Source organism: Gammaproteobacteria bacterium, from assembly GCA_015709635.1.
GTDB lineage: Bacteria > Pseudomonadota > Gammaproteobacteria > Burkholderiales > Nitrosomonadaceae > Nitrosomonas.
On sequence record CP054180.1, the window covers coordinates 2,277,044 to 2,298,320 of the forward strand.

The 21,277-nt window shown below is 47.5% G+C and carries 24 protein-coding genes and 4 pseudogenes; 15 read left to right on the top strand and 13 right to left on the bottom strand.

Features of this window, described 5'->3' with window-relative positions; all coding sequences use genetic code 11:
- Positions 1-543, bottom strand: coding sequence for a hypothetical protein (locus HRU78_10840; GenBank protein ID QOJ24078.1), 543 nt, complete (start codon positions 541-543; stop codon positions 1-3).
- Between the two features lie 68 nt (positions 544-611).
- Here HRU78_10840 and HRU78_10845 point away from each other — a divergent pair, with 68 nt between their 5' ends.
- A complete protein-coding gene (locus tag HRU78_10845; protein ID QOJ24079.1) occupies positions 612-1,040 on the top strand; it encodes a hypothetical protein in 429 nt (142 codons plus the stop codon).
- A gap of 294 nt (positions 1,041-1,334) precedes the next feature.
- On the opposite strand, the gene HRU78_10850 is transcribed toward HRU78_10845, so the two are convergent.
- Both HRU78_10850 and HRU78_10855 read right to left on the bottom strand, forming a co-directional pair.
- Positions 1,335-1,550 carry a hypothetical protein gene (locus HRU78_10850; GenBank protein QOJ25021.1) on the bottom strand — a complete coding sequence of 72 codons (216 nt, stop codon included), beginning with the start codon at positions 1,548-1,550 and terminating at the stop codon, positions 1,335-1,337.
- Positions 1,550-1,870 carry a DUF4258 domain-containing protein gene (locus HRU78_10855; GenBank protein QOJ24080.1) on the bottom strand — a complete coding sequence of 107 codons (321 nt, stop codon included), beginning with the start codon at positions 1,868-1,870 and terminating at the stop codon, positions 1,550-1,552. Before HRU78_10855 ends, HRU78_10850 begins: the two co-directional genes overlap by 1 nt.
- A 674-nt stretch (positions 1,871-2,544) precedes the next feature.
- Between HRU78_10855 and HRU78_10860 the strand changes: the two genes are divergently transcribed.
- The 3 genes from HRU78_10860 to HRU78_10870 all read left to right on the top strand — a co-directional run bounded on the left by HRU78_10860 (position 2,545) and on the right by HRU78_10870 (position 5,598).
- The gene (locus tag HRU78_10860; GenBank protein ID QOJ24081.1) at positions 2,545-2,739 is read left to right on the top strand and encodes a hypothetical protein; all 195 of its coding nucleotides are present in this window, start codon (positions 2,545-2,547) and stop codon (positions 2,737-2,739) included.
- 123 nt (positions 2,740-2,862) lie between these two features.
- On the top strand, positions 2,863-4,299 hold the full coding sequence (locus HRU78_10865) for an IS5 family transposase (protein ID QOJ24082.1): 1,437 nt from the start codon (positions 2,863-2,865) through the stop codon (positions 4,297-4,299).
- 948 nt (positions 4,300-5,247) lie between these two features.
- Entirely contained in the window at positions 5,248-5,598 is a 351-nt protein-coding gene (locus HRU78_10870) for a hypothetical protein (GenBank protein ID QOJ24083.1), read from the top strand.
- A gap of 56 nt (positions 5,599-5,654) precedes the next feature.
- Here the strand turns inward: HRU78_10870 and HRU78_10875 are convergent, their stop codons facing one another.
- Positions 5,655-6,077: a hypothetical protein gene (locus HRU78_10875; GenBank protein ID QOJ24084.1), complete on the bottom strand. Its 423-nt coding sequence runs from the start codon at positions 6,075-6,077 to the stop codon at positions 5,655-5,657.
- A 4-nt stretch (positions 6,078-6,081) separates the two neighbouring features.
- Entirely contained in the window at positions 6,082-6,315 is a 234-nt protein-coding gene (locus tag HRU78_10880) for an AAA family ATPase (protein ID QOJ24085.1), read from the bottom strand.
- A gap of 145 nt (positions 6,316-6,460) precedes the next feature.
- Between HRU78_10880 and HRU78_10885 the strand changes: the two genes are divergently transcribed.
- The 5 genes and pseudogenes from HRU78_10885 to HRU78_10905 all read left to right on the top strand — a co-directional run bounded on the left by HRU78_10885 (position 6,461) and on the right by HRU78_10905 (position 7,976).
- Complete coding sequence (locus HRU78_10885; GenBank protein ID QOJ24086.1) at positions 6,461-6,712, top strand: DUF1902 domain-containing protein; 252 nt, start codon at positions 6,461-6,463, stop codon at positions 6,710-6,712.
- 3 nt (positions 6,713-6,715) lie between these two features.
- Positions 6,716-6,917 (top strand): annotated as a pseudogene (locus HRU78_10890) (type II toxin-antitoxin system HicA family toxin).
- Positions 6,918-7,007: 90 nt separating this feature from the next.
- The gene (locus HRU78_10895; GenBank protein QOJ24087.1) at positions 7,008-7,322 is read left to right on the top strand and encodes a type II toxin-antitoxin system RelE/ParE family toxin; all 315 of its coding nucleotides are present in this window, start codon (positions 7,008-7,010) and stop codon (positions 7,320-7,322) included.
- A 3-nt stretch (positions 7,323-7,325) separates the two neighbouring features.
- Complete coding sequence (locus HRU78_10900) at positions 7,326-7,610, top strand: XRE family transcriptional regulator (protein ID QOJ24088.1); 285 nt, start codon at positions 7,326-7,328, stop codon at positions 7,608-7,610.
- A 12-nt stretch (positions 7,611-7,622) separates the two neighbouring features.
- Positions 7,623-7,976 carry a HigA family addiction module antidote protein gene (locus HRU78_10905; GenBank protein ID QOJ24089.1) on the top strand — a complete coding sequence of 118 codons (354 nt, stop codon included), beginning with the start codon at positions 7,623-7,625 and terminating at the stop codon, positions 7,974-7,976.
- A 118-nt stretch (positions 7,977-8,094) separates the two neighbouring features.
- Here HRU78_10905 and HRU78_10910 read toward each other — a convergent pair whose 3' ends face one another.
- The gene (locus HRU78_10910; protein ID QOJ24090.1) at positions 8,095-8,577 is read right to left on the bottom strand and encodes a hypothetical protein; all 483 of its coding nucleotides are present in this window, start codon (positions 8,575-8,577) and stop codon (positions 8,095-8,097) included.
- Between HRU78_10910 and HRU78_10915 the strand changes: the two genes are divergently transcribed.
- The 4 genes and pseudogenes from HRU78_10915 (at position 8,570) to HRU78_10930 (ending at position 10,904) form a co-directional block, all read left to right on the top strand.
- Positions 8,570-8,881: a hypothetical protein gene (locus tag HRU78_10915; protein QOJ24091.1), complete on the top strand. Its 312-nt coding sequence runs from the start codon at positions 8,570-8,572 to the stop codon at positions 8,879-8,881. The genes HRU78_10910 and HRU78_10915 overlap by 8 nt on opposite strands.
- A 494-nt stretch (positions 8,882-9,375) precedes the next feature.
- Positions 9,376-9,648: pseudogene (locus tag HRU78_10920) on the top strand (type II toxin-antitoxin system RelE/ParE family toxin).
- Between the two features lie 239 nt (positions 9,649-9,887).
- Positions 9,888-10,651, top strand: a pseudogene (locus HRU78_10925) (IS5 family transposase).
- Positions 10,652-10,679: 28 nt separating this feature from the next.
- The gene (locus tag HRU78_10930) at positions 10,680-10,904 is read left to right on the top strand and encodes an AlpA family phage regulatory protein (GenBank protein QOJ24092.1); all 225 of its coding nucleotides are present in this window, start codon (positions 10,680-10,682) and stop codon (positions 10,902-10,904) included.
- Here HRU78_10930 and HRU78_10935 read toward each other — a convergent pair.
- The 3 genes and pseudogenes from HRU78_10935 to guaB form a co-directional block, all read right to left on the bottom strand.
- Positions 10,891-12,042, bottom strand: a pseudogene (locus HRU78_10935) (tyrosine-type recombinase/integrase). The gene HRU78_10930 and the pseudogene HRU78_10935 sit on opposite strands and share 14 nt — an antisense overlap.
- Positions 12,043-12,436: 394 nt before the next feature.
- Positions 12,437-13,999: a glutamine-hydrolyzing GMP synthase gene (guaA, locus tag HRU78_10940; GenBank protein QOJ24093.1), complete on the bottom strand. Its 1,563-nt coding sequence runs from the start codon at positions 13,997-13,999 to the stop codon at positions 12,437-12,439.
- A gap of 12 nt (positions 14,000-14,011) precedes the next feature.
- Complete coding sequence (gene guaB / locus HRU78_10945; GenBank protein ID QOJ24094.1) at positions 14,012-15,475, bottom strand: IMP dehydrogenase; 1,464 nt, start codon at positions 15,473-15,475, stop codon at positions 14,012-14,014.
- A 172-nt stretch (positions 15,476-15,647) separates the two neighbouring features.
- Here guaB and HRU78_10950 point away from each other — a divergent pair, with 172 nt between their 5' ends.
- Together HRU78_10950 and HRU78_10955 are read left to right on the top strand one after the other, a co-directional pair.
- Entirely contained in the window at positions 15,648-16,094 is a 447-nt protein-coding gene (locus HRU78_10950; GenBank protein QOJ24095.1) for a DUF4124 domain-containing protein, read from the top strand.
- Between the two features lie 19 nt (positions 16,095-16,113).
- Positions 16,114-17,436: a hypothetical protein gene (locus HRU78_10955; GenBank protein QOJ24096.1), complete on the top strand. Its 1,323-nt coding sequence runs from the start codon at positions 16,114-16,116 to the stop codon at positions 17,434-17,436.
- A gap of 42 nt (positions 17,437-17,478) precedes the next feature.
- On the opposite strand, the gene HRU78_10960 is transcribed toward HRU78_10955, so the two are convergent.
- From HRU78_10960 to HRU78_10975, 4 genes are all read right to left on the bottom strand, one after another.
- A complete protein-coding gene (locus HRU78_10960) occupies positions 17,479-18,561 on the bottom strand; it encodes a PD40 domain-containing protein (protein QOJ25022.1) in 1,083 nt (360 codons plus the stop codon).
- 101 nt (positions 18,562-18,662) lie between these two features.
- On the bottom strand, positions 18,663-19,481 hold the full coding sequence (locus tag HRU78_10965; protein QOJ24097.1) for a metal ABC transporter permease: 819 nt from the start codon (positions 19,479-19,481) through the stop codon (positions 18,663-18,665).
- Complete coding sequence (locus tag HRU78_10970) at positions 19,475-20,296, bottom strand: metal ABC transporter ATP-binding protein (protein ID QOJ25023.1); 822 nt, start codon at positions 20,294-20,296, stop codon at positions 19,475-19,477. Before HRU78_10970 ends, HRU78_10965 begins: the two co-directional genes overlap by 7 nt.
- Positions 20,274-21,239: a zinc ABC transporter substrate-binding protein gene (locus HRU78_10975; GenBank protein QOJ24098.1), complete on the bottom strand. Its 966-nt coding sequence runs from the start codon at positions 21,237-21,239 to the stop codon at positions 20,274-20,276. The genes HRU78_10970 and HRU78_10975 overlap by 23 nt, the downstream gene beginning before the upstream one ends.
- Between the last annotated feature and the right edge of the window lie 38 nt (positions 21,240-21,277).

Below are 21,277 nucleotides of genomic sequence, written 5' to 3' on the forward strand. Positions count from 1 at the left end.
TCATTCCCCCGATCCGCAAGTGATGATCTCTATAAAACATGAATAAAGATGCGCGGCGTCTTTGATTGCGGGCACACCGACAGTGATTGAAGTGCCGAAGTTAAATCCGAAATCCAGGTATGCATCTTGAATATCGATGTTGTCGATATCTGTAACACCGTTTATTGAGTACAGGTCGGTTGCGGTATTGCCATCCCACAAGTTGAATACAACCTGTTTACCAAGGATTTGAAAAGTTGAGCTATCGGTTTTCTTGATAACCAAGTTGTGTTCAGCGCATCCATCATTTGCAACTGCCCCGTTTGTAACCAGCAATTCCTTGTTATTGGCAGGATTAGTGCTTCTACCCAGGAATAATCTGCGAAACAGGAATTTCGTGCTATCCCCAGCATCCAAAAATAATCTTTGGTAAGATGCCTGAATCCGTATCATGTCGCCGTTCTGTAAAAACGAGCCATTCAACGGCGAATAGGGAATCTTGATTTTCAGCTTGGAATCGAAAGTACCGCTGCGCGTCGGCGTGGCGTTATATTTAACACCCACATTTACCCTGCCGCCGATCGGTTTCCAACGATAAATTATTTGCTTTCACTGGAAATTCCTCACCTCTAATGCTTACGACGCAATATTGGAAAGCAGAGTGTATTGTGGGAAGTAGTAATAGTGGATTAGCTGTTTATTCGCCCAATGGTACTCGGTATGACATGACCCATATGGTGAATATTGGCACTACTCCAAAACCTGTTTATGCATGGTATGTAACAAGAATTACCGATCGAAATGGCAATTATGCTGACATTAGTTATGCTACATCTAATAGTCCTGAAATTTCACAGATCATTACGAATGACGGGAGAGTAGTAGATTTTGACTATGCTGATAGTGGTCTATTAAGTCGTCGTATCACGCAAATCAGTAGTGGTGATCAGATTTACAATTATTCTTACCAGCCAATTCCAAATCTACTTAATAAATATTACTTAGTAAGCGTAACGCCAATGGCACTCAATGAGATTGATTGTCATGGTCTTCTTCCATGAACTGGTCAGCGATAATTAAAACCGGTCTTGAGTGCGAGGGTTTCCATTTGCCGCTTTTGATGGAGCTCAGTCGTGCCCAGCTGCTATTCGGAAATTTACCAGTGACTTCATCCTTGCGCCTACCCCACGTCATCCAGGTAATATGACCATCTCGTAGCTGCACGGACAAACATACATCTGGTTGCGGAAAATAAATCTTTTGATCCTGGTTTCACTACCACTGCACATAGGTACCCCTGCTACGTAAGCATATAGATTATTAGTCAGTTTCTAACTGATACCAATACCCAAAATTTATACTGCTAAAGGCGTCAACGTATAAACTCTACCAAATTTTCCTGCGGTACGAATATCTCCGCGTTGCAAGGCAGCACGAACATCATCTAATTTATATGCGTCTTCAATCGACAAATAAGGCGACCAGCCTTCTCCTGCGTCTATCAATTCGATCTCAACTTCCGCAATGTATTGGCCTTCTCGTACCAATTTCGTTAGATGTTTATTATTCATCATAATCTCCTCAAAAAATCATTACTCCACTTATCACAGTCAGGGCGATAAGCCGTAACGACAACAGCTGGCATGTCCGCATTTCTAGGAATACCCCACACTACATGGATTGGCTTGTTCTTTTTATCTTTTTGTAACACCAGTACACATGGGCCTTTCGGATAGTCTGGATAATCTTCCACGACTATTGCCTCACCAATACCTGAGAGAATATCTCTTGCAAAGATATTGTCGTGTGACAACTCATCATAACCATGTTCAGATATACGGACATCCCCGTTACTGACTAATGCTATAACCCGTTGTAAAGTCACACTCATGACAAAATACCATCAGGTAAAATTATCAACACGAAATATGCCATCTATTTTTCCTGGAAATCATCACTCCAGCTTATCCCTTTATTTTTCATTGTATTTTACTTAGCTTCCTTAAGTTCCATCTTCGACAACGAATCTTGGCAATTGGATCGGAACTGTATATGCGATCAAATGGTTGCATTGTATCAATAATAGCAAGCCAACTCTTGCAGTTAAATTTTGATGCAATTTTAAAAGCTACAGATCGAAAAATTGATTGTGTCAAATTTGTGCCAAACTGTGCCTGAAATACCACCATATGTAGTTGTGTGACACTGATTTTATGCTTGGCAAGCATTGCAAGCGGTTGATTTATATAAACACAAAATTTATAGCTAGGTTTCGTAATCAGTAGGTCGGAGGTTCGACTCCTCTCAACATAACAATAAAAATCAATTGGTTAATAAGAATATCCCTAAAAAATAAGCTTACCTCGATAATTTTATACAAATTAGTCCTAGTATTAGTCCCAGCTAGCTTCTTGGTTGCAGTTGGACATTTCTGGATCATCTATAGCTTTAACCACCGGCTCAATAGGTTCATGTTCATCATTGAATGCAACTATCAAACAATTCATTAATCATGTTTTCATGAGTCATTATCAAAATTATCAGCTTCAAAACAACAATTAAGATTTGCAAGAAATAAGAAAACTATGGAATGAATGGGATCCCATAGGAATTCTCCCAGACGAAAATGACATTCTGGATGAATATGATTTCTATCTTGAAACTACGCTTTCATTGTTAAAACGAAAAGCAGCAACTAACGAAATCGAGAGTTATCTTACTTTTGTCATTGAAGAATTGATGGAACTTGAAAGTACATAGTCATCCCTGCAAAACACTTAGAGCCTGCATGAACTGCAGGAATCATCAAATTTTAGACGGCATTGATCCCTGAGAATTTATACTATTCGCATCAAAACACTGAGAGAATCAAGAGGAACTGAAATGCCGACCGATGATTTTTTTCGAGCGCGTCTCGATCAGATAATTGATCTGCGTCATCCCCTGGCAGTGCTGTCGAATCGACTGCCGTGGGCTGATATTGAAGCAGCACTTGTCCCTGCTTTTGAGCGTAAAAACCGTCAGGGTGAAGTGTTGGAGATCAACGATCTTTTTGGCACAACATTGGCGATTGCCAGTGGGGGCGTGAGCACTGCGGGTCGCCCCCGCTTGCCGATCCGGTTGATGGCATCGTTGCTGTATCTGAAGCATGCGTTCAACCTCAGTGACGAAGAGCTGGTGGTTCGCTGGTCGGAGAATGTGGTGTGGCAGTATTTCAGCGGCGAGGAATATTACACATCGAAGTTGCCGTGTGATGCCACCCAGATTGGCCGTTTCCGCACCGCCATTGGTGAAGCTGGTGTTGAGAAGCTGCTGAAGGCAACGATTGACACTGCGGTGCACACCAAGGCGGTCAAACCGGCTGAATTCAAACGAGTGATTGTTGACACGACAATTCAGGAAAAGGCAATTGCGCATCCGGTGGATAGCCGGTTACTGGAAATTGCTCGCGGCAAGATTGTGCAAGCAGCCAGACGGGCTGGCATCACCTTGAAGCAAACCTACGCCAAAGAAGGCAAGGCGCTGCGCCGAAGGGCAGGCGGCTATGCCCACGCCAGGCAATTGCGGCGTCTGCACAAAACCGTTAAACGCCAACGCACGATCCTTGGTATCGTGCTGCGGGAGATCCAGCGCAAACTGGCAACCGTGACGACGGTCTGTGCCGCATCGCTGCAGCAATTGACCACGCTATTGGAACGGGCAGGACGGATTCATAAGCAGCAACCCAAGGACAACAACAAACTCTATGCATTGCACGCACCGGAAGCCGAATGCATCGGCAAGGGCAAAGCACGCAAACCTTACGAGTTCGGAGTTAAAGCCGGCATTGCTGTTACGCACAAAAGCGGCCTGATAGTCGGTGCCAGAACCTTTCCTGGCAATCCCTACGATGGTCATATTCTCCACCAACAGCTCGAACAAACGCACAGGCTACTCGAAGATACCGGATCAATACCGAAGCAGGTTATTGCCGATCTCGGGTTCCGGGGAGTGGATGCTGACAATCCGGCAGTGGAAATCATCCATCGCGGCAAGTACAAGTCGCTGACGAAACCGCAGCGGCGCTGGCTCAAGCGCCGGCAGGCCGTGGAACCTGCAATCGGGCATCTGAAGTCGGATCACCGAATGAATCGCTGCTGGTTACCAGGTCAGTTGGGTGATGCACTGCACGCTGTGTTATGTGCGGCTGGCTACAATCTGCGCTGGCTGATGAGAGCTATACACCGTTTGGGCATCAAGAATTCTTTATTGCGACTTGCGCTGCTGCAACTGATCAACACCTTTTACACAAAACGTTCGTTTGTCGGCATGACTGTGTGAATTTTGCAGGGGCGACTACATACGTTGAGCGATGCAAACCCATTGAATTCGCAAGAAGGATGCAAGCATGGTGTGTTAACCGTGAATTGAGGAATTGATTACCCAATCCATTTCAACGGCACGAAACAATAAAATTCACTTCAATAAATACTATGCTTGAGTGAATAATATTCAAAAAAGATATATATTTCTGTATATTTTCATGTGCTTTTGTGTTAGCATATAAAATTGGACTAACAATCGTTAGATCAAAGTTGAAAGCAAATTTTTATTATATTTAATTGTTAATTAACGCCCGTTAATTACAGTCAATTGTATGTTTGGTGTCTTTGTATCGTTTTGACACAAAAATAGTAACCGAGAAAGTGAAGCAGTCATTTATATTATGGGAAAGGAAAGCTATAAAAGAGTATTACTAGCATAGTATAAATGATTGTAATTGGCAGTATAATTTTATAAAGATTTAAAAGGTATTATTGTTGAAGAAAACATTCATGGTAGACCTCATTATCATATTCTTTTACATAAGCCTGAAAAAATGGATTTTGATAGATTTGTGATTAAACTAGAGAAAGTTGAGAGATTATTATGCAATGAGAATTCACAGTTAAATCTAAATAAATACAGTTTAACTGCCAGCATAAGAAATCTACTATCTCAGCCTTGCTATGATTCTTATTATGCCAAGGTTTCTAAATTTCACAATAAATTAGCAGGCTACTTAAGTAAAACGGTATCAAATTATTACATACTTCAAGGTAGAGCTTTTAATCGGGCAAATGACAGACTGGACTTGTATGTTGATTTTTATCAGTGATAGAACGCAAGGAAATCTTGAACTGCTTGCATTAATCACCTCATTTTCTTTTTTGCGTCAATATTAAAAAATAATATGTAATTCAAGTTAATGTATTTGATGACGGAGAAGCTACCGAGCTCTTTGAAGCGTTGCGCAACTTCAATGGGGGCGAATTTGAATTTGGTGAAATTCTCAAAGCCACTAAACTTCCACTGGATGTTCCTCCGCCTGACGTCACTGTGCCAGAGCGTAGTTTCTGCTTTACTGGCACCTTTGCTTATGGTTCTAGGTCGTTTTGTCAGAATGCCGTGCTCAAACAAGGGGGTCTGGCGCTTAATAAAGTTACACAAAAACTGGATTATCTTGTTATCGGTGTGTATGCAACCGATGCTTGGGCGCACTCCAGCTATGGAAGAAAAATTGAACAAGCCATGGAATACCGTGACCGTGGATTTCCGATAGCAATAATCAGCGAAGATCATTGGGTCAGGTTTGTCTGAGAGACCCAGAGCCACCGGATTTTTCAACAAAATCGAATTGTTGTAGGCTTCGGCTTTCAAAATGAATTGCGCCCCAAGAAATAATGGAAAATCCGCTCGCTAAACTTGCGCTTGACTACTGGTATCAAGTTCTTATGGTAGTCAGCATTTTCATTTTTGCACTTACCGGAGCTGGATTGCTTCCTGCATTCCCCACCATCCCAGCCACCTTGATCTCCCTTGGCAGTTTCTTCATCAGCCTTGGCGAATGGATCAATCATCCACTTCAAACAAGAATTATTCCGCAAACGACTCATAGCCCTGCCGGCATAGCCACAAGCTACCCGCGCAATAACACGCCAACCGGAATTACTTTTGTTTTGCTCGGATTCTGCCTTGCTGGTTTTGGTATCTATAAAATGTTTAGTTAAGTCATGACCGCACTTCGGACACTTCCGATATAAAGGCGTAAATTTCCAGCCAGGATCAAGGGTTTTCATTGAATTAAAATTCCCTTGGCCAAGTTGAAACTGAAGAGTCAGCCATAACCGCTCGCACTTCGTAAAAATCCAGCACTTCTGGAACATTCTCAACATTAGTCAATGCCAGAGTGTCTTCCGGCAATTTATCGCCGGGCTTCCAGTTGTCTTTAATGTTGCCAACGCCAAGGTGCTGAGCCAGCGCTTTGGCATTTGATGTTTTTCCGCATCCTTGCGGTCCGTAAATAATTACACTCATTTCTCCTCCTTGGAGATTAATAATTATTGATAGTATGTTTCCCATGAAAACCGTTGCCCCGTTTGAAAAGGCGGCAATTGAGATTCTGGAAACCGCGTCTAGCTGAGTTTGTCAACAATCTGAAATTGTTGTAACCTCTTGAGTCATGAATACTTCTCTCAAAATAGATCAATCGTTTATTGTGCATGTCACCCACGACATCGAATCCGGCATGTGGGTTGCCGTGTGCGATGAGATCGGCTTGGTTACTGAATCTGATACTTACGAAGGATTGACCGAACGCGTGTGGGAAATCGCCCCGGAAATCGCAATAGAAAACGGCATCGATGTCAGCATCGAGACGATGCGCCTCAGCTTCCAGCAAGATCAAACAGCCCGCGATAGGATTTTCCTGTAATTTATGGGCAGCGGCCTCTATCCGCAATTGCGGAGCATTTTGCTTGAGAACGGCTGCACATTCATCCGGCAAGGAAAAGGCAGCCATGAAATATGGCGCAGCCCTATTTCCGGCAAAAGCTTCCCGGTTCCCGTAACCATCCATCGTATCCAGATTCACCGCTAACGCTATTCTGAAGCAGGCCGGAATTAAGGCGGCCATTTAGTATCCGGCATTTAGAACCGATACGGCTGGCCGGATAAGCCTGATTAAGTGCGACTGTCAAGATTATCAAAGTACTTGTATAATATGCGCCATGAAAACATTGCGCTTTACCGGATCCAGTCTTGATGATCTTAAAAATTTTCCGATGGAAGCGCGCAGGGCAATAGGCTTTGAACTTTACGCTATACAGTGCGGATTGATGCCGTCCGATTTCAAGCCAATGCTTTCTGTAGGTTCCGGAGCTTATGAAATCAGGGTGCATGTGCTTGGCGAGTGGCGGGTTATCTATGTCGCCAAGCTGCATAATGCCGTTTATGTGCTGCATGCATTTCAAAAGAAAACACAGAAAACCAAGCGCGAGGATATTGAATTGGCGGCACGTCGTTATAAACAAATAGGAGAATAAAAAATGGATAAAGAGCCCATCATTGAGTCCAGCGGGAATGTATTCGCCGACTTGGGATTCTCTCCTGAAGAATCCGCCTTGCTTGCCATGCGAGCAGAATTGATGAATCGCTTGCGGAAAATAATTAACGAGCGAGGTTGGACACAACAGGAAGCATCCAAAATACTTGGCATCGGCCAATCGCGCGTCTCCGATTTGGTACGCGGTAAGTGGGATAAATTCAGCCTTGATATGCTTATTACGCTCGTAACCCGCACTGGCATGCATGTTGAATTGGCGATTGTTTAACGCCATCAAGCGATGACTATCCGCATTGAAGAATTGCACAGCATCGATTTCAGCGACATGGCCGAAGGCGAGAAATTGCTCCCTATTCATCCTGGAGAAATTCTGCGAGAAGAGTTTCTGATTCCTTTGAAAATCACCCCCTATGCGCTCTCGCTTGCATTGCAAATTCCGGCCACCCGTATCAACGATATTGTGCGAGAACACCGTGCAATCACTATCGATACAGCGCTCAGATTGGCGCGATATTTCGGCAACACTGCCGAATTCTGGATGGGGCTGCAAACCGATTACGACATGGCTGTTGCGCGAGACTCCTTGCGCGATGCTCTGAATCGGATTCGAAGGTTTGATCCTGCTCATGCATGACTGGGGAGTAAACCAAGGCTGAGAAATAACGCATTGTCGCCACTCAGAAAACCATTGATTCGCTTGAAAAGACGGCAATTGAAATGCTGGAAGCCGCGTCTAGCTGAGTTTGTCAAATTCATCGTTCCCGGCCGCACCTAATTGGCGCAATCCAATCCATCACGCCGTTGATCAAATCCACGCATGCCATCAGATTACCTTTGTAGTCATAGTAGTAACTGACCTCGCGTTCCGGATCTTCCGGCCTATCGCTTCCACGCAATGCGGTCACACAAATCGATTTGCGCATGCTGACGTGCACTGGCACCCGATGGGATCTCATCCCCTCAGTAGTACCGGAATCCGCTGGAACATCATCTAGTTCGGCTTTTATGCCGGCACTAACACGAGTGTGTATAGTTTCGTCCGTCTTGAGTGGCATGAACGCGCTTGGATCGCCGTTGATTTCGTCGTAACATGCCACCATGACGCCATAATCGTTGTAAAAATAATGAACTAACCGATCGGGATTATCAGTGGAGCATTCACCACGCTCCCACATCACACGTATTAATTTAACTTTCTCGACCTTTAATGGGCGCTGGAGTCTTTTAATGGGCATAAAAACCTCCGAATCGATAGTGAAAATTGCCTCTAAAATTGAAGCAACTCTCAAGAAACAACAGTATCCTGGGCAAAATAGCCTCATACCTCAGCAAATCCGCGCACTCTCCGAGCAACTCGGAGAACGCTATCCTTACGCCGCCGATTGCGCGCGCAAAATTGCACGACACGCCGATGAGTTCTACTGTGCCAGAAAACATGAAAAAACCATTGGCGGCGCTGACATGTTGTGGAGCAAAATGAAAGCGCAAATCACCATAATCAGGCACATCGGAGAAAGTATGGAACGGGATGAAGAATGAATTGATCCTCCCGGAAGAGCGGCGATTGAGATGCTTGAAGCCGCGTCCAACTGACTTTGTCAACTTGGATGAAGCGATGTATCGCAATGAATGATGGGTAGAACTGAGCGTCTACCAATCAGTTAGACCGCAGAATTTTTCCCAATCAGTTCCACCCATAAGAAGCGAGAAGCTTGTTATGTGTGATTCAGGCGTTCGCAATAGAACCGTTAGTAGGTAGCCCAGCTCGCCAAAGCAAAGGAAAAGAAGGAAAGCGAGCCGGGCCGTGAGGAAGTAAACCATTGCTAATTCAACCATCCGACTACGCATATAACTACGCGCTGGCTGATGCGGTATATCCATCTTAAGAGCCTGATGAATGTTTTACATCTTACCTGAAAAAATTATCAAATGCAAATGATTATCATTTTCACGATAACTTACCCTGCTAGATACTTTGATTCGGAGATCAATAATTGTTAACAAAATGTTTCCCATGAGATACAATATCAATCATGAAATACGAACTGTAAATCACTCAAACATTCAACCAGTAATTCAAAAAACTGGACAAGCAAACCAGCATCAAACTGCTGGAACGGTTGAATCGCGCTGAATCCGGTAATCTTGGAGATTACAAAGCAATCGGCAAAGACCTGTTTGAACTGCGCTGCTTCTTCGGCGGCGGCAACAAAAGCAACCAGGACAGGGACATTGAAAAAGCAAAACAGATACTGGACAACCTTGAGACAGGGTTTGATGACATGGATGATGATATCCCGTTTTAGAATATACCTGAATTATTAGGACAAATGATGAGCTTAATACCGACACCAGAACAGAAAAAATTTGACAAACAATTTCCGCTAAATAAGCCAGTGTACAAGCATGAAGATCCATCGGGTGGATATGATTTTGTAATGAGTGAGGAAAAACTAGGGCATGTGGACAATTAAATTGTATATAGTTTCCCAGAGAATCAGATTGTGATTTACTGTTTATAAACAGTTAGAGGAGGCTATAAATGGTGAAGCGCTATGGATTACGGGACGATCAATGGCAACGGATCGAGCACTTGTTACCGGGTCGCAAGCAAACAGTTGGTGTAACAGCCAAGGATAACAGGCTATTTGTTGAAGCTGTTTTGTACCGCTACCGTGCTGGGATACCATGGCGTGATCTGCCGGAGCGTTTTGGAGATTGGAACAACATAGCCCGCCGTCATCGCCGCTGGTCGGAAAGCGGCGTATGGGAAAGGGTTTTCACGTATTTGGCCGAAGATTCTGATAATGAGTATGCGATGATCGATAGTACAATTATCCGTGCTCATCAGCATGCTGCGGGGACAAAAGGGGGAATAGGGAAGCGGAGTGCATTGGGCGCAGCAAAGGCGGACTGAGCACAAAAATACACGTAACCTGTGATGCTCTTGGCAACCCGACCGGTTTTCATCTTACACCGGGGCAAGCCCATGATCTTCAAGGTGCGGATGTTTTATTGCCGGACATTCTGACGTGTATAGAATCTTTTCTGGCCGATAAAGCGTATGATGCGGCGGAGCGGGTTCTTGATCTGTTAAAGAACGCCGGGATTCGGGTCGTCATACCGCCAAAGTCAAACCGCAAGGAACCACGCGAATACGATGAGGAAATGTATAAAGCACGGCATTTGATCGAGAATTTCTTTGCAAAACTCAAACAATACCGTGCCATTGCAACTCGGTACGATAAACGTGCTTCAACTTTCCTCGGCGGCATCCACCTCGCTGCAGCTATCATTTGGCTTAATTGACCACACGCCTTAGTAACTGAGGTTTGAAATGACAATCACAACGTTAATAAACAAGAAGAAATTGCTCTCAATAGTACCACTATCTGAGAAAACAATTTACAACCTTGAGCAGCGCGGGGAATTCCCAAGAAGGATAGCGCTGACTAGCCGGAATGTCGCATGGGAGCTTTCCGCAGTAGAAGAGTGGATTAACCAGCGCAAGGAGTCTGGCGAAAAAGCCATCCGCCCCGGAAGATCGGCTATCGCTCCTTGATGGTCCATCGATCAATCATGTCCGCCCAATCCTGCATCATGGCTGCGCGCTGCTCCCGATACTCTGCTTTGTTGTAAACCAGCCGGGTGCCGCGCTGCTCATGGGCTAGGCACTTCTCAATCCAATCCGTGTTGTATTCTGCTTCATGCAATAACGTGCTGGCCGTTCTTCTTAAATCATGGGAGCTGAACTTATCCAGCACTTTGCCATCATTCTGAGCAGCTTTGTATACCAACTCAAGTACCCTGTTTAGCGTAGCATCGCTCATTGGTGCATTTGCATCGTAGCGAGACGGTAAAACATAGTCGGATCCACCGGCAAACGTTTTGAGAGCAATAAATATATCCAAAGCTTGGTTTGACAGAAACACAAGGTGCGCCCGGCGTAATTTCATACGCTCTTTCGGTATTGTCCATAGCGCATCGGTGAAGCTAATTTCTGCCCATTGGCATTGGTCAATTCACTTTTGCGCACCATGGTCAATAAAAGCAGCTTGCACGCAACATGGAATTGCGGCCCGGCGGATACCTTATCTAAATACTTCGTACATCAAGCCGATTTCATCGGGTGATAATGCTCTTTCCCGTGGCTGGAATCTGGCGATTGTCTTTGGTCGCACCATGTCAGCGGGGTTTGCAACATTCTGACCGCGTTCCTGCGCCCACCTGAATACCTGCATCACGATTTCGCGGGAATGAACGGCGGTTGCAGGTGCACCACGCTCAACAATCTTGTCGCACAAGATGCGCAATTCATCGTGATTAATCTCAAGCAGCAGCATGTTCCCAAACTGTTTTTTTAACTCACGCTCATAACACGATCTCCTCATATCCCTGGTCGAATCTACCATCTCAGCACTTTTCAACCATTTTTCAGTCCAATCCCCGAATGTTTTTGCCTGTCTGTCATGGTTTTTTGCGCGCGCCTTTTCCTTAGCCGGTGATTTGCCTGAAGCAATCAAGCGCTTTGCTTCATGCAGCACTTCCCTGGCTTCGGCCAGAGTTATTCCACCTATACCATACTGACCGAATGTAACGGTTTCCTGTCGACCATTGAATATGTAGTTGTACCGGAATGAAATTCCACATGATTTTGAAACGGCAACGTACAAACCATCACGATCTGATATTTTGTACATTCGATCTTTTGGCTTAATATTTCTTAGCTTGGTATCAGTTAGAAAATTTACACCATTTTATTCATAAACTTAATTACACAATCATATTAATTCATGGTACGAAATAGACTTTAAACACCATTATTTTCTAAGCAAAATAAATATCATTAAGTTACTGTTATTAATTGATTTTGTCACAGAAAATACCATGAATTCCTAAAATATGTACCAATGGTATTGGCTGCAAATCCTGAATTCTTACTGCGTCATACCATTGAGAAAACCATGCAAGAAACATCCTTGCAGATACTTATTATTGCATGATATTACCAGACGCAAATAACAAAAAACCCGCATTTAAGCGAATTCTATGGTTGTTTTTGCAAATCAGTGCAAGTCAATGCGAGACATCAAATCATTCCCACTCAATCGTCGCTGGCGGTTTGCCGGAAATGTCGTAAACCACGCGATTGATACCGCGGATTTCGTTGATGATGCGGTTGGAAACTTTGCTGAGTAACGAGTACGGCAGTTCCGCCCAGTTGGCGGTCATGAAATCCTGGGTTTGCACCGCTCGCAAGGCGATGACGTATTCGTAAGTGCGTCCATCCCCCATCACGCCGACGGATTTGACCGGCAGAAACACCGCGAACGCTTGCGAAGTTTTTTCGTACCAGCCGGAGCGTTGCAGCTCCTCGATAAAAATATGATCGGCTTGTCTCAATAACTCGGCGTATTCGTATTTCACTTCGCCGAGGATGCGCACCCCCAGACCGGGACCGGGAAACGGGTGACGGAAAATCATGGCGCGCGGCAAACCGAGCACCAGTCCCAGTTCGCGCACTTCGTCCTTAAACAGCTCGCGCAACGGTTCCAGCAGCTTCAAGTGCAATGTTTCCGGCAGGCCGCCGACATTATGGTGCGATTTGATGGTATGCGCTTTTTTGGTTTTTCCTCCGGCGGATTCGATCACATCGGGATAAATCGTGCCCTGCGCGAGCCATTTGGCGTCGCTGATTTTAGCCGATTCCCGCTGAAACACTTCGACAAATTCCCGGCCGATGACTTTCCGTTTCTTTTCCGGATCGGTAACGCCGGCAAGGTTACGGTAAAAATCCCGGCTGGCATCGATATGTATAACCTTAACAGCGAGGTGATTGGCAAATGTCTCCATCACTTGCTTGGCTTCGTTGGCGCGCAACAAACCGTTGTCGACAAATACGCACGTCAATTGATCGCCGATCGCGCGATGGATCAACGCCGCCGCTACCGACGAATCGACACCGCCCGATAGCCCCAAAATCACGCAGTCATTGCCCACTGTTGCGCGGATTTTACCAATCGCTTCCTCGACATAATCCGGCATGTTCCAATCACGGCCCAGACCGCAAATATCGTGCACAAAGCGATCGATGATCGCTTTACCTTGCAACGTATGCGTCACTTCAGGGTGGAATTGGATACCATAGAAACGGCGTTTATCGTCCGCCATCGCGGCAACCGGTGTCGCGGCGTTAAATGCCATCACTTCAAACCCATCCGGCAACGAAACCACGGCGTCGCCATGACTCATCCAGACTTCCAACAGGTTGTTTCCATCCTTATCCGCGCGGTTTTGGATATCCTGAAATAACGCTCCGTGTAACGTTGTTTGCAGCTCGGCATAGCCAAACTCGCGCACGAGGGCATTTTCAACCGCCCCGCCCAGCTGCGCCGCCATCGTCTGCATACCATAGCAAATGCCCAATACCGGCACACCGAGCTCGAATACGATGTGTGGCGCGCGCGGCGTTTCGTCTTCGGTTACCGAAGCGGGACCGCCGGACAGGATAATGCCCTGCGGGGCAAAAGCTTTGATGAAGTCGGGGTCGGCATCGTACGGATGCAATTCGCAGTACACATTCGTTTCGCGCACACGACGGGCAATCAATTGCGTGTACTGGGAACCGAAGTCCAGGATCAGGATTTTTTGATGCATGGAGAAAAATGATTATTTGACGTGATAATTGGGCGCTTCTTTGGTGATCTGCACATCGTGCACGTGCGATTCACGGATACCTGCGGAAGTGATCTCAACAAATTCCGCCCGTTGGTGCATCGCAGCAATCGATTCGCACCCCAGATATCCCATGCTGGAACGCACGCCACCCATCAATTGATGAATAACTGCCGACATATTGCCTTTGAACGGCACGCGGCCTTCCACGCCCTCGGGTACCAGCTTGTCGTTGTTTTTTTGCTCTTTGTCTTGGAAATAGCGGTCGCTCGATCCTTGCTGCATCGCGGAGAGCGAGCCCATGCCGCGGTAGCTTTTGTACGAACGCCCTTGGAATAACTCAATTTCACCTGGCGCTTCCGTCGTACCGGCAAACAAGCCGCCGAGCATCACGGTATTCGCACCCGCCGCCAACGCCTTGGCGATATCACCGGAGTAGCGGATTCCGCCATCGGCGATCATCGGCACACCGCAACCTTTGAGTGCTTCGGAAACGTTATGGATGGCGGTGATCTGCGGAATGCCGACGCCTGCGACGATGCGCGTGGTACAAATGGAACCGGGACCGATCCCTACTTTCACCGCATCCGCACCATGATCGACCAATGCTCTGGCCGCCGTCGCCGTCGCGACGTTGCCGCCGATCACTTGCACCGTCGGCAGATTCTTTTTGACCCATGCCACCCGATCCAGCACGCTTTGCGAATGACCATGCGCGGTATCGACCACGATCACATCGGCACCGGCTTCCGCCAGCGCGATCGCGCGCTCTTCGCTACCTTCTCCGACACCGATCGCCGCCCCCACCCGCAGTTGTTCCTGTCCATCCTTGCAGGCGAGCGGGTATTCCGACGTTTTGATGATGTCCTTCACGGTGATCAATCCGCACAATTCAAATTGATCATTGACCACCAACACACGTTCCAGTCGGTGTTTATGCAGCAGCGCCAGCACCTCGGCGCGCGGCGTATCTTCCTTCACCGTCACCAAGCGGCTCTTCGGTGTCATGATATGTTTGACGATCTGATCGAGATTGGTCTCAAAACGCAAATCCCGATTGGTCACGATACCAACCACTTTTTTGCCATTCACGACCGGCAACCCGGAGATTTTATGTTGACGGATCAACTCCAGCACTTCGCGCACGGTCATATTCTGGTGGATCGTTACCGGATCCTTTACCACGCCGCTTTCAAAGCGTTTGACTTGCGCAACATGCGCGGCTTGCGCTTCGATCGGCATATTTTTATGGATAATGCCGATGCCGCCTTCCTGCGCCAATGCAATCGCCAGCGGCGCTTCGGTGACGGTGTCCATAGCCGCCGACAGCAAAGGAATATTAAGTGTGATGGTACGCGTCAATTGCGTTGCCAGACTGACATCACGCGGCAAAACCGTCGAATGGGCTGGAATCAACAGAACATCATCAAAGGTCAGCGCTTTTTGAATCAATTGCATGATAACAATCCTTGGCAAAGCGACATTATAGCCAAATTCGGCGGCAAATTTTGTGCCAAATCGGTTGAGAATACGACATATTTCCAGCGGATATGATTTAATGCGGAAAATCTTTAAGTTGCATAAATACGAAACCGATGTATTGCAGATCATTCATTTTCTGGAGCACGTTATGAGAATTTTTGTAATGACCGCGATCGTTTTGCTGCTCAGCACCAACACGTATGCGCAGATTTACAAATGGGTCGACAAAAACGGTAGAACACAATACACCGATCAACCGCCTCCGCCGGATGCCGCCAAGGAAGAACAAAGATTACATATCAATAAATCCGTACCGGCCGCAGGCAATCAAGATAGAGCCAGAAATTTCTCCGAAGAACGGGAAGAATTCGACAAGCGGCGGCAACAAAGAAGGGAAGAAGAAGCACAACAGCAGGCAAAGTCGGAAGAAAGCAAAAAAAAGTGTATAGACGCCCAGACTCAGCTTAGAATATACACCGATTCGCCGCGCTTAACCGTTCCTGATGGAGCTGGCGGCTTAACGTACGTGGATGATGATCTGCGCCAGAGAAAAATAGCCGATGCCAATAAAGCAGTCGCAACTCACTGTAAATAAGAATACATTCTTGAATGAGATGACGTTATTCCGCAGCAAGTTATGCGTTGTCTTTTTTCTCTTTCTGACAGGTACTCCGGTTTCGGCTGAAGTACCTGTTTCATATTCCGGACACGATCATGGCGCGCAAGCGAAAACAGCTTCTCGCGCTGATCACGCAGCGAAACCCGGGATGCACTGGCAAATTCTGCCCGGCGAAGATATTCCGCAGATCGCCCGCCTGATGTTCCCGAATAATGCGCGTATGCGCGATGCCTTTATACGGGCGGTCATCCGCAAAAATCCGGAGCTTTTTCCCGATGGTATTTATCAACCCATCCCAACGGGTACCACAGTCTACATCCCCGATTTGAGAACGATCGGTGCTTATGCAAAACCGGCACGCAAAGCGCACCCATCAAACGCAGCCCGCGCCAGCCGAGGACAAATGCAAGCAGCAGCACAAGCGGCTGCGGAACCCGGCTTTAGTCGCGATCATCCGGTATGGCAGCTTATCGCACAGCTGGAAAAAATCGCCGAAGAAGAGACGAACGAACTGAACAAGCTCCTCAATCGCATTGAATCCATCGAAAAACAGATCATTGCAATGCAGTCCTTACTCACGACCCGCTCTGCACCGGCCAAAGAACCTCTATCCGAGGTCACAAAAAATACCCAAGCGGAAGTAAATGTGCCGCAGCCCCAGAATACCGCGCCACCCGCTGAAACCGCAGTAACGCCGTCGCAACCTGGTACACCGCAACCGCCCAATCCCGCACCACCGGTTGTAGCTGACACGCCTTCGGCGGAATCGGCGTTATTTCCGGATAACGTGTTACTTCTCGGAATTCTGCTGATACTTTTGATCGTCATATTGATCGTGCGCAGCTATCGCAAAATCAAGGAAAGACTCTCACAATCCCGCGAAGAGTCACTGCTGCCCGATGCAGCCGAGCGGCAGCAATACGAAGCGCTGCTACTGCGCCGTAATGAAAATAAAACCGAAGTAACCGAAATAGCGGAAAATCCATCCGAACCGCCCAGTCAAATACTAGCCGAAGCACGCGCACTGATCGAGCAGGACAATGCGGAAGCCGCCATTCAATTACTGCAGAAGCACCTTGCCCAAAATCAGCAGGACATCCCCGCCTGGCTGCTACTATTCGAACTGCTGTACAAAGCAACCAACAAAAGAGATTTCAAAAAAAACGCCCGGCGCTTCAAGCGATTGGGTGAATTTCCCGATATCTGGCAGCAAATCCAGAAATTAGGCAATCAACTCGAACCCAACGAGTCGCTCTACTTCGACGAACAAAAACGCAAGGAAAAGTTTTTTTCCGAGGCGGGAGATTCGGATAAATGAGAAGCGCTGATGGTGTTGTTACCCACCAGCGCTAATATTCGGTTACTTCAGTGAAAGACTTTCCAATGCCTTCTGATGATTCCATTTACCGTGGAATAGCAACCCTTTCTTGCCGGGTGTGCGATCGCTGGTCCAGGTGATATAGTTACCGTCCGGCGTGAAGACCGGCAGACCGTCGAAACCGTCTTTGTCGGTCACACGCACCGACTCTTTCTGACCATCGGTGTCGACGATGTACAGTTCAAAATTGCGATGACCATGCACATTGGTGGCGAAAATGATGTATTTGCCGGAAGGATGGTAGAAAGGCGCCCACGACATCATGTTCAGACGGGTGATTTGCTTTTGATCGCTGCCGTCGATGTTCATCGTAAAAATCTCCGCTTCGCGGCCGTTCTCCGAGAATCTGCGCCAGACAATGCGTTTGCCGTCGGGACTGAAAAACGGGCCACCGTCGTAGCTTTTCGTTTGCGTCAAGCGTTTGACATTGGCACCATCCGCATCCATGATGTAAATATCGATCATCGATGCCGGATTAGCTTTGAACAAAGCCGTTTCCTCCTCGGATAATTCACCGTTGTATGCACGGCGGTTGGAAGCAAACGCGATCAATTTGCCGTCCGGCGACCACGACGCTTCGGCATCGTACCCCAGCGTGTTGGTCAGATTCTTGATATGCCCACCACTGAAGTCGGTTTCGTAAATATCGTAGTATTCATCGTAATCCCACGCATACGACTTCTGTTCGCCCGCCTTGCGGCGCTCGATCTCGGCCGCCATTTTGGCTTTGGCTTCCTTATCGTCATGCGTCGACGAAAACAGCACTTTTTCCTGCGATGGATGTACCCACGCGCACGTGGTCTTGCCGGTACCCGGCGACACCTGCGTGACCGCACCGCTATCGATATTCTTCAGGAAAATCTGATAAAACGGATTGTCATCCGCCACTTCCGCCTGGTAAATCATCCACTTCGAATCCGCCCGGTAATATGCCTCACCAGCGCGTTTTTCCTTGACGGAGAGTTGTTGTTCATCGGTGATGAAGTCGGCGGCATTGGCGTTCAATGCCGCTAAAAAAATTAAAATCGAGCAAAACTCGCTACTGGATCGTGTAAATTTCCGCATACCTAAAGATGTTTTCATGTGTAATCAAAATTCCGGTAAAAATTGAATGGAAAATTATAACCGCAGATGGAACGGCCTGTATCCGCAATCTTCCGTTCCGGCTAATGGCTGTGCAGCGGCTTTACCAGCAAGGACAGACTGAACAACAACGCGCTGAACAAAACTATGGTTGCACCGGACGCAACATTGAAAATATAGCTTAAATACAGCCCGGCGACACCGGTTATAGCGCCGATGAGCGTTGAATAAACCACCATTTTACTAAAACTGTCCGTCAGCATCCGCGCTGTCATCGCGGGCGCAATCAGAGTCGCGGCCACCATGGTGACGCCCGTCACATTGAGGGAAACGATAATGACCAGCGTGAGCAATAGCGAAAACAGCAATTGCGCCAAGCCGGTATTAATTCCAGAGATGCGGGCGGCCTCCTGATCAAAGGTGGAAAAAAGCAGCATCCGGTAGGTAAAAAACATCGTAACCATCGTGATACATGTGACAAGTCCGATGATCATTAAATCCTGTTCGGTAATCCCAAGAATATTGCCGAACAAGGCAGCTTCAAAATTTTGCTTAAAATTTCGAAGCTTGCTGATGATCGCCACGCCTAACGCAAAAATGGCGGTTGTCACAATGCCGATAGCGGCGTCCGGCTTGATCTTGCTGTTTTGGGTGATTCTATTGATGATAAGTGCAGCGAATACGCCCAATGCGCAAGCACCGGCATAAAAATTCAGATTCAGCGTAAACCCTATAACCGCACCACCGATCACTGCGTGAGACAACCCATGACCGATATAACTCATGCCGCGCAACACCACATAGACACCGATCAAGCCGCCCAATGCACCGACCATGAGTGCGGCCAGCAAGCCGCGGCGGAAAAAATCATAGTCGAACGGTTCGAGAATGTACTCTACCATTTACTGTCATCGGCGAAGTTGAGCGGCGTGCTGTTGGCGATCAAGAAATGTCCCTGGTGCTTGATGATGACAATGTCGCCGCCGTATGTCCGCGTCAGAATTTCGTTGGTGAAAATTTCATTGGGGCGTCCTTGCGCGACCATGCCGCGATTGAAGCAAATCACCCACGGCAAATGCGACGCTACGGCGTTCAGATCGTGCGTCGTCAATACAATGGTGATACCTTCGGCGTTGATGTCGTTCAGCAAGTGCAATATTTCGTGTTGCGTTCTGATATCGACCCCCGAGGTAGGTTCGTCGAGTATCAGGAGCTTAGGGTTGTTGATCAGGGCGCGCGCCAGAAATGCGCGTTGCCGCTGACCGCCCGACAAATTGCCGACAGGATGCCGCAAGCAATCCAGAATGTCCAATCTGTGCGCAATCGCCTGAATTTTGCCGCGCTCTTTCTTACTCAGCCAAGGCCAGATGCGCCCGTTGGTATAAAGCCCCATGGTGATGACTTCTTCAACGGTTACCGGAAAATGCCCGTCGGTATTGCCGAGCTGCGGTACATAACCGACTGCATTCGGCCTTAACCGTCCGACCGGCGCATCGTGCAACCGGATACTGCCCGCAATCACCGGATGCACACCGAGCATGACTTTGAGCAGCGTAGTTTTGCCGCAGGCGGTCGGCCCTACGATGCCGGTAAACCGGCCGGCGCCGATCTCCAGTGAAAGACCGGCGAAGAGGATATTCTGTTCATAACCGGCGGTAACATCGCTCAGTTTGACCGCGGGATTGGACGGCACGCTAGAACCCGATATTGCCGGTATCGATCTTCGCCATGCAGTCCGGGTTGCCACCCAGCGCTTCCGTCATGATTACCACATTTCCGGCCATCATGCCGATGAAAGAATGATGAGGCGGCGCAGGCAATTCGTCGTCGGAGAGTTGATCGATAAATTTGACGTTCGCTTCGCGCGCGATTTGCTCCATCACTTTACTGGGAAAAACTTCCGAACCGAAAATCGCGGGCACGCCGGTTTTTTTGATTTGCTTAATGATGTTCATCACTTCCTGCGGCCCCGGCTCGGAGAAATCGGCAGGCTGCACGGCCGCAATCACGGTCATGCCGTAGCGCGGCGCGAAATATGCAAAGGAATCGTGATAGGTGACCAGCTTGCGATTCTTTTCGGGAATTGTCCCGACGCAGGTAAAGATCGCTTGATGCAATTTTTGCAGCTTGCCGAGATAGGCTGCCGCATTCGCCCGGTAAGCCGCCCTATTGGCCGGATCCAAAGCGCTAAGCTCTTCGCGGATGATTTCCGTATACCGCATCGCCAATTCAATATCGAGCCATACATGCGGATTGGGGTGGCCGTGTTCGCGCGGAAAACTGAAATCGTACCGCCAATCTTCTTCTTTCAATGCACGGTTTCCCAATTGCAGAATCGGTGTTGCCGCCTTTTTGACTTTTTCCGCCAATGTTAAGGTGGGCAATTCCAGATCGAGACCGTTCATGACGATCAGATCCGCCGCTTGCAGCGTTTTTATGTCGGAAGGAATGGGTTCGAAAGTATGCGAATCGACACCATCGGGAACGATTCCGGTAATCCTGATATGCACTCCGCCGATGTTTTGCACCATGTTGGTGATCGGAGAAACCGTCGTCACAACATTCGGCTTTTCACGGCTATCCGAGGCAAGTAGCGAATGGTGAAAAAAAAGGGCCAATGTGTATAACAACATTGCCGCACTGTTCATGAATATCTTCATAGCACGCTTGATTTCAATAAAAACCGATTCCATTCTAC

Bases quoted from the DNA above. Each gene is read 5' to 3' on its own strand.
- HRU78_10845 (QOJ24079.1), top strand. From the start codon at position 612: ATGCTTACGACGCAATATTGGAAAGCAGAGTGTATTGTGGGAAGTAGT.
- HRU78_10850 (QOJ25021.1), bottom strand. From the start codon at position 1,550: ATGAATAATAAACATCTAACGAAATTGGTACGAGAAGGCCAATACATT.
- HRU78_10855 (QOJ24080.1), bottom strand. From the start codon at position 1,870: ATGAGTGTGACTTTACAACGGGTTATAGCATTAGTCAGTAACGGGGAT.
- HRU78_10865 (QOJ24082.1), top strand. From the start codon at position 2,863: ATGCCGACCGATGATTTTTTTCGAGCGCGTCTCGATCAGATAATTGAT.
- HRU78_10875 (QOJ24084.1), bottom strand. From the start codon at position 6,077: ATGAAAACCCTTGATCCTGGCTGGAAATTTACGCCTTTATATCGGAAG.
- HRU78_10880 (QOJ24085.1), bottom strand. From the start codon at position 6,315: ATGAGTGTAATTATTTACGGACCGCAAGGATGCGGAAAAACATCAAAT.
- HRU78_10885 (QOJ24086.1), top strand. From the start codon at position 6,461: ATGAATACTTCTCTCAAAATAGATCAATCGTTTATTGTGCATGTCACC.
- HRU78_10895 (QOJ24087.1), top strand. From the start codon at position 7,008: ATGAAAACATTGCGCTTTACCGGATCCAGTCTTGATGATCTTAAAAAT.
- HRU78_10900 (QOJ24088.1), top strand. From the start codon at position 7,326: ATGGATAAAGAGCCCATCATTGAGTCCAGCGGGAATGTATTCGCCGAC.
- HRU78_10905 (QOJ24089.1), top strand. From the start codon at position 7,623: ATGACTATCCGCATTGAAGAATTGCACAGCATCGATTTCAGCGACATG.
- HRU78_10915 (QOJ24091.1), top strand. From the start codon at position 8,570: ATGGGCATAAAAACCTCCGAATCGATAGTGAAAATTGCCTCTAAAATT.
- HRU78_10910 (QOJ24090.1), bottom strand. From the start codon at position 8,577: ATGCCCATTAAAAGACTCCAGCGCCCATTAAAGGTCGAGAAAGTTAAA.
- HRU78_10930 (QOJ24092.1), top strand. From the start codon at position 10,680: ATGACAATCACAACGTTAATAAACAAGAAGAAATTGCTCTCAATAGTA.
- guaA (QOJ24093.1), bottom strand. From the start codon at position 13,999: ATGCATCAAAAAATCCTGATCCTGGACTTCGGTTCCCAGTACACGCAA.
- guaB (QOJ24094.1), bottom strand. From the start codon at position 15,475: ATGCAATTGATTCAAAAAGCGCTGACCTTTGATGATGTTCTGTTGATT.
- HRU78_10950 (QOJ24095.1), top strand. From the start codon at position 15,648: ATGAGAATTTTTGTAATGACCGCGATCGTTTTGCTGCTCAGCACCAAC.
- HRU78_10955 (QOJ24096.1), top strand. From the start codon at position 16,114: ATGACGTTATTCCGCAGCAAGTTATGCGTTGTCTTTTTTCTCTTTCTG.
- HRU78_10960 (QOJ25022.1), bottom strand. From the start codon at position 18,561: ATGCGGAAATTTACACGATCCAGTAGCGAGTTTTGCTCGATTTTAATT.
- HRU78_10965 (QOJ24097.1), bottom strand. From the start codon at position 19,481: ATGGTAGAGTACATTCTCGAACCGTTCGACTATGATTTTTTCCGCCGC.
- HRU78_10975 (QOJ24098.1), bottom strand. From the start codon at position 21,239: ATGAAGATATTCATGAACAGTGCGGCAATGTTGTTATACACATTGGCC.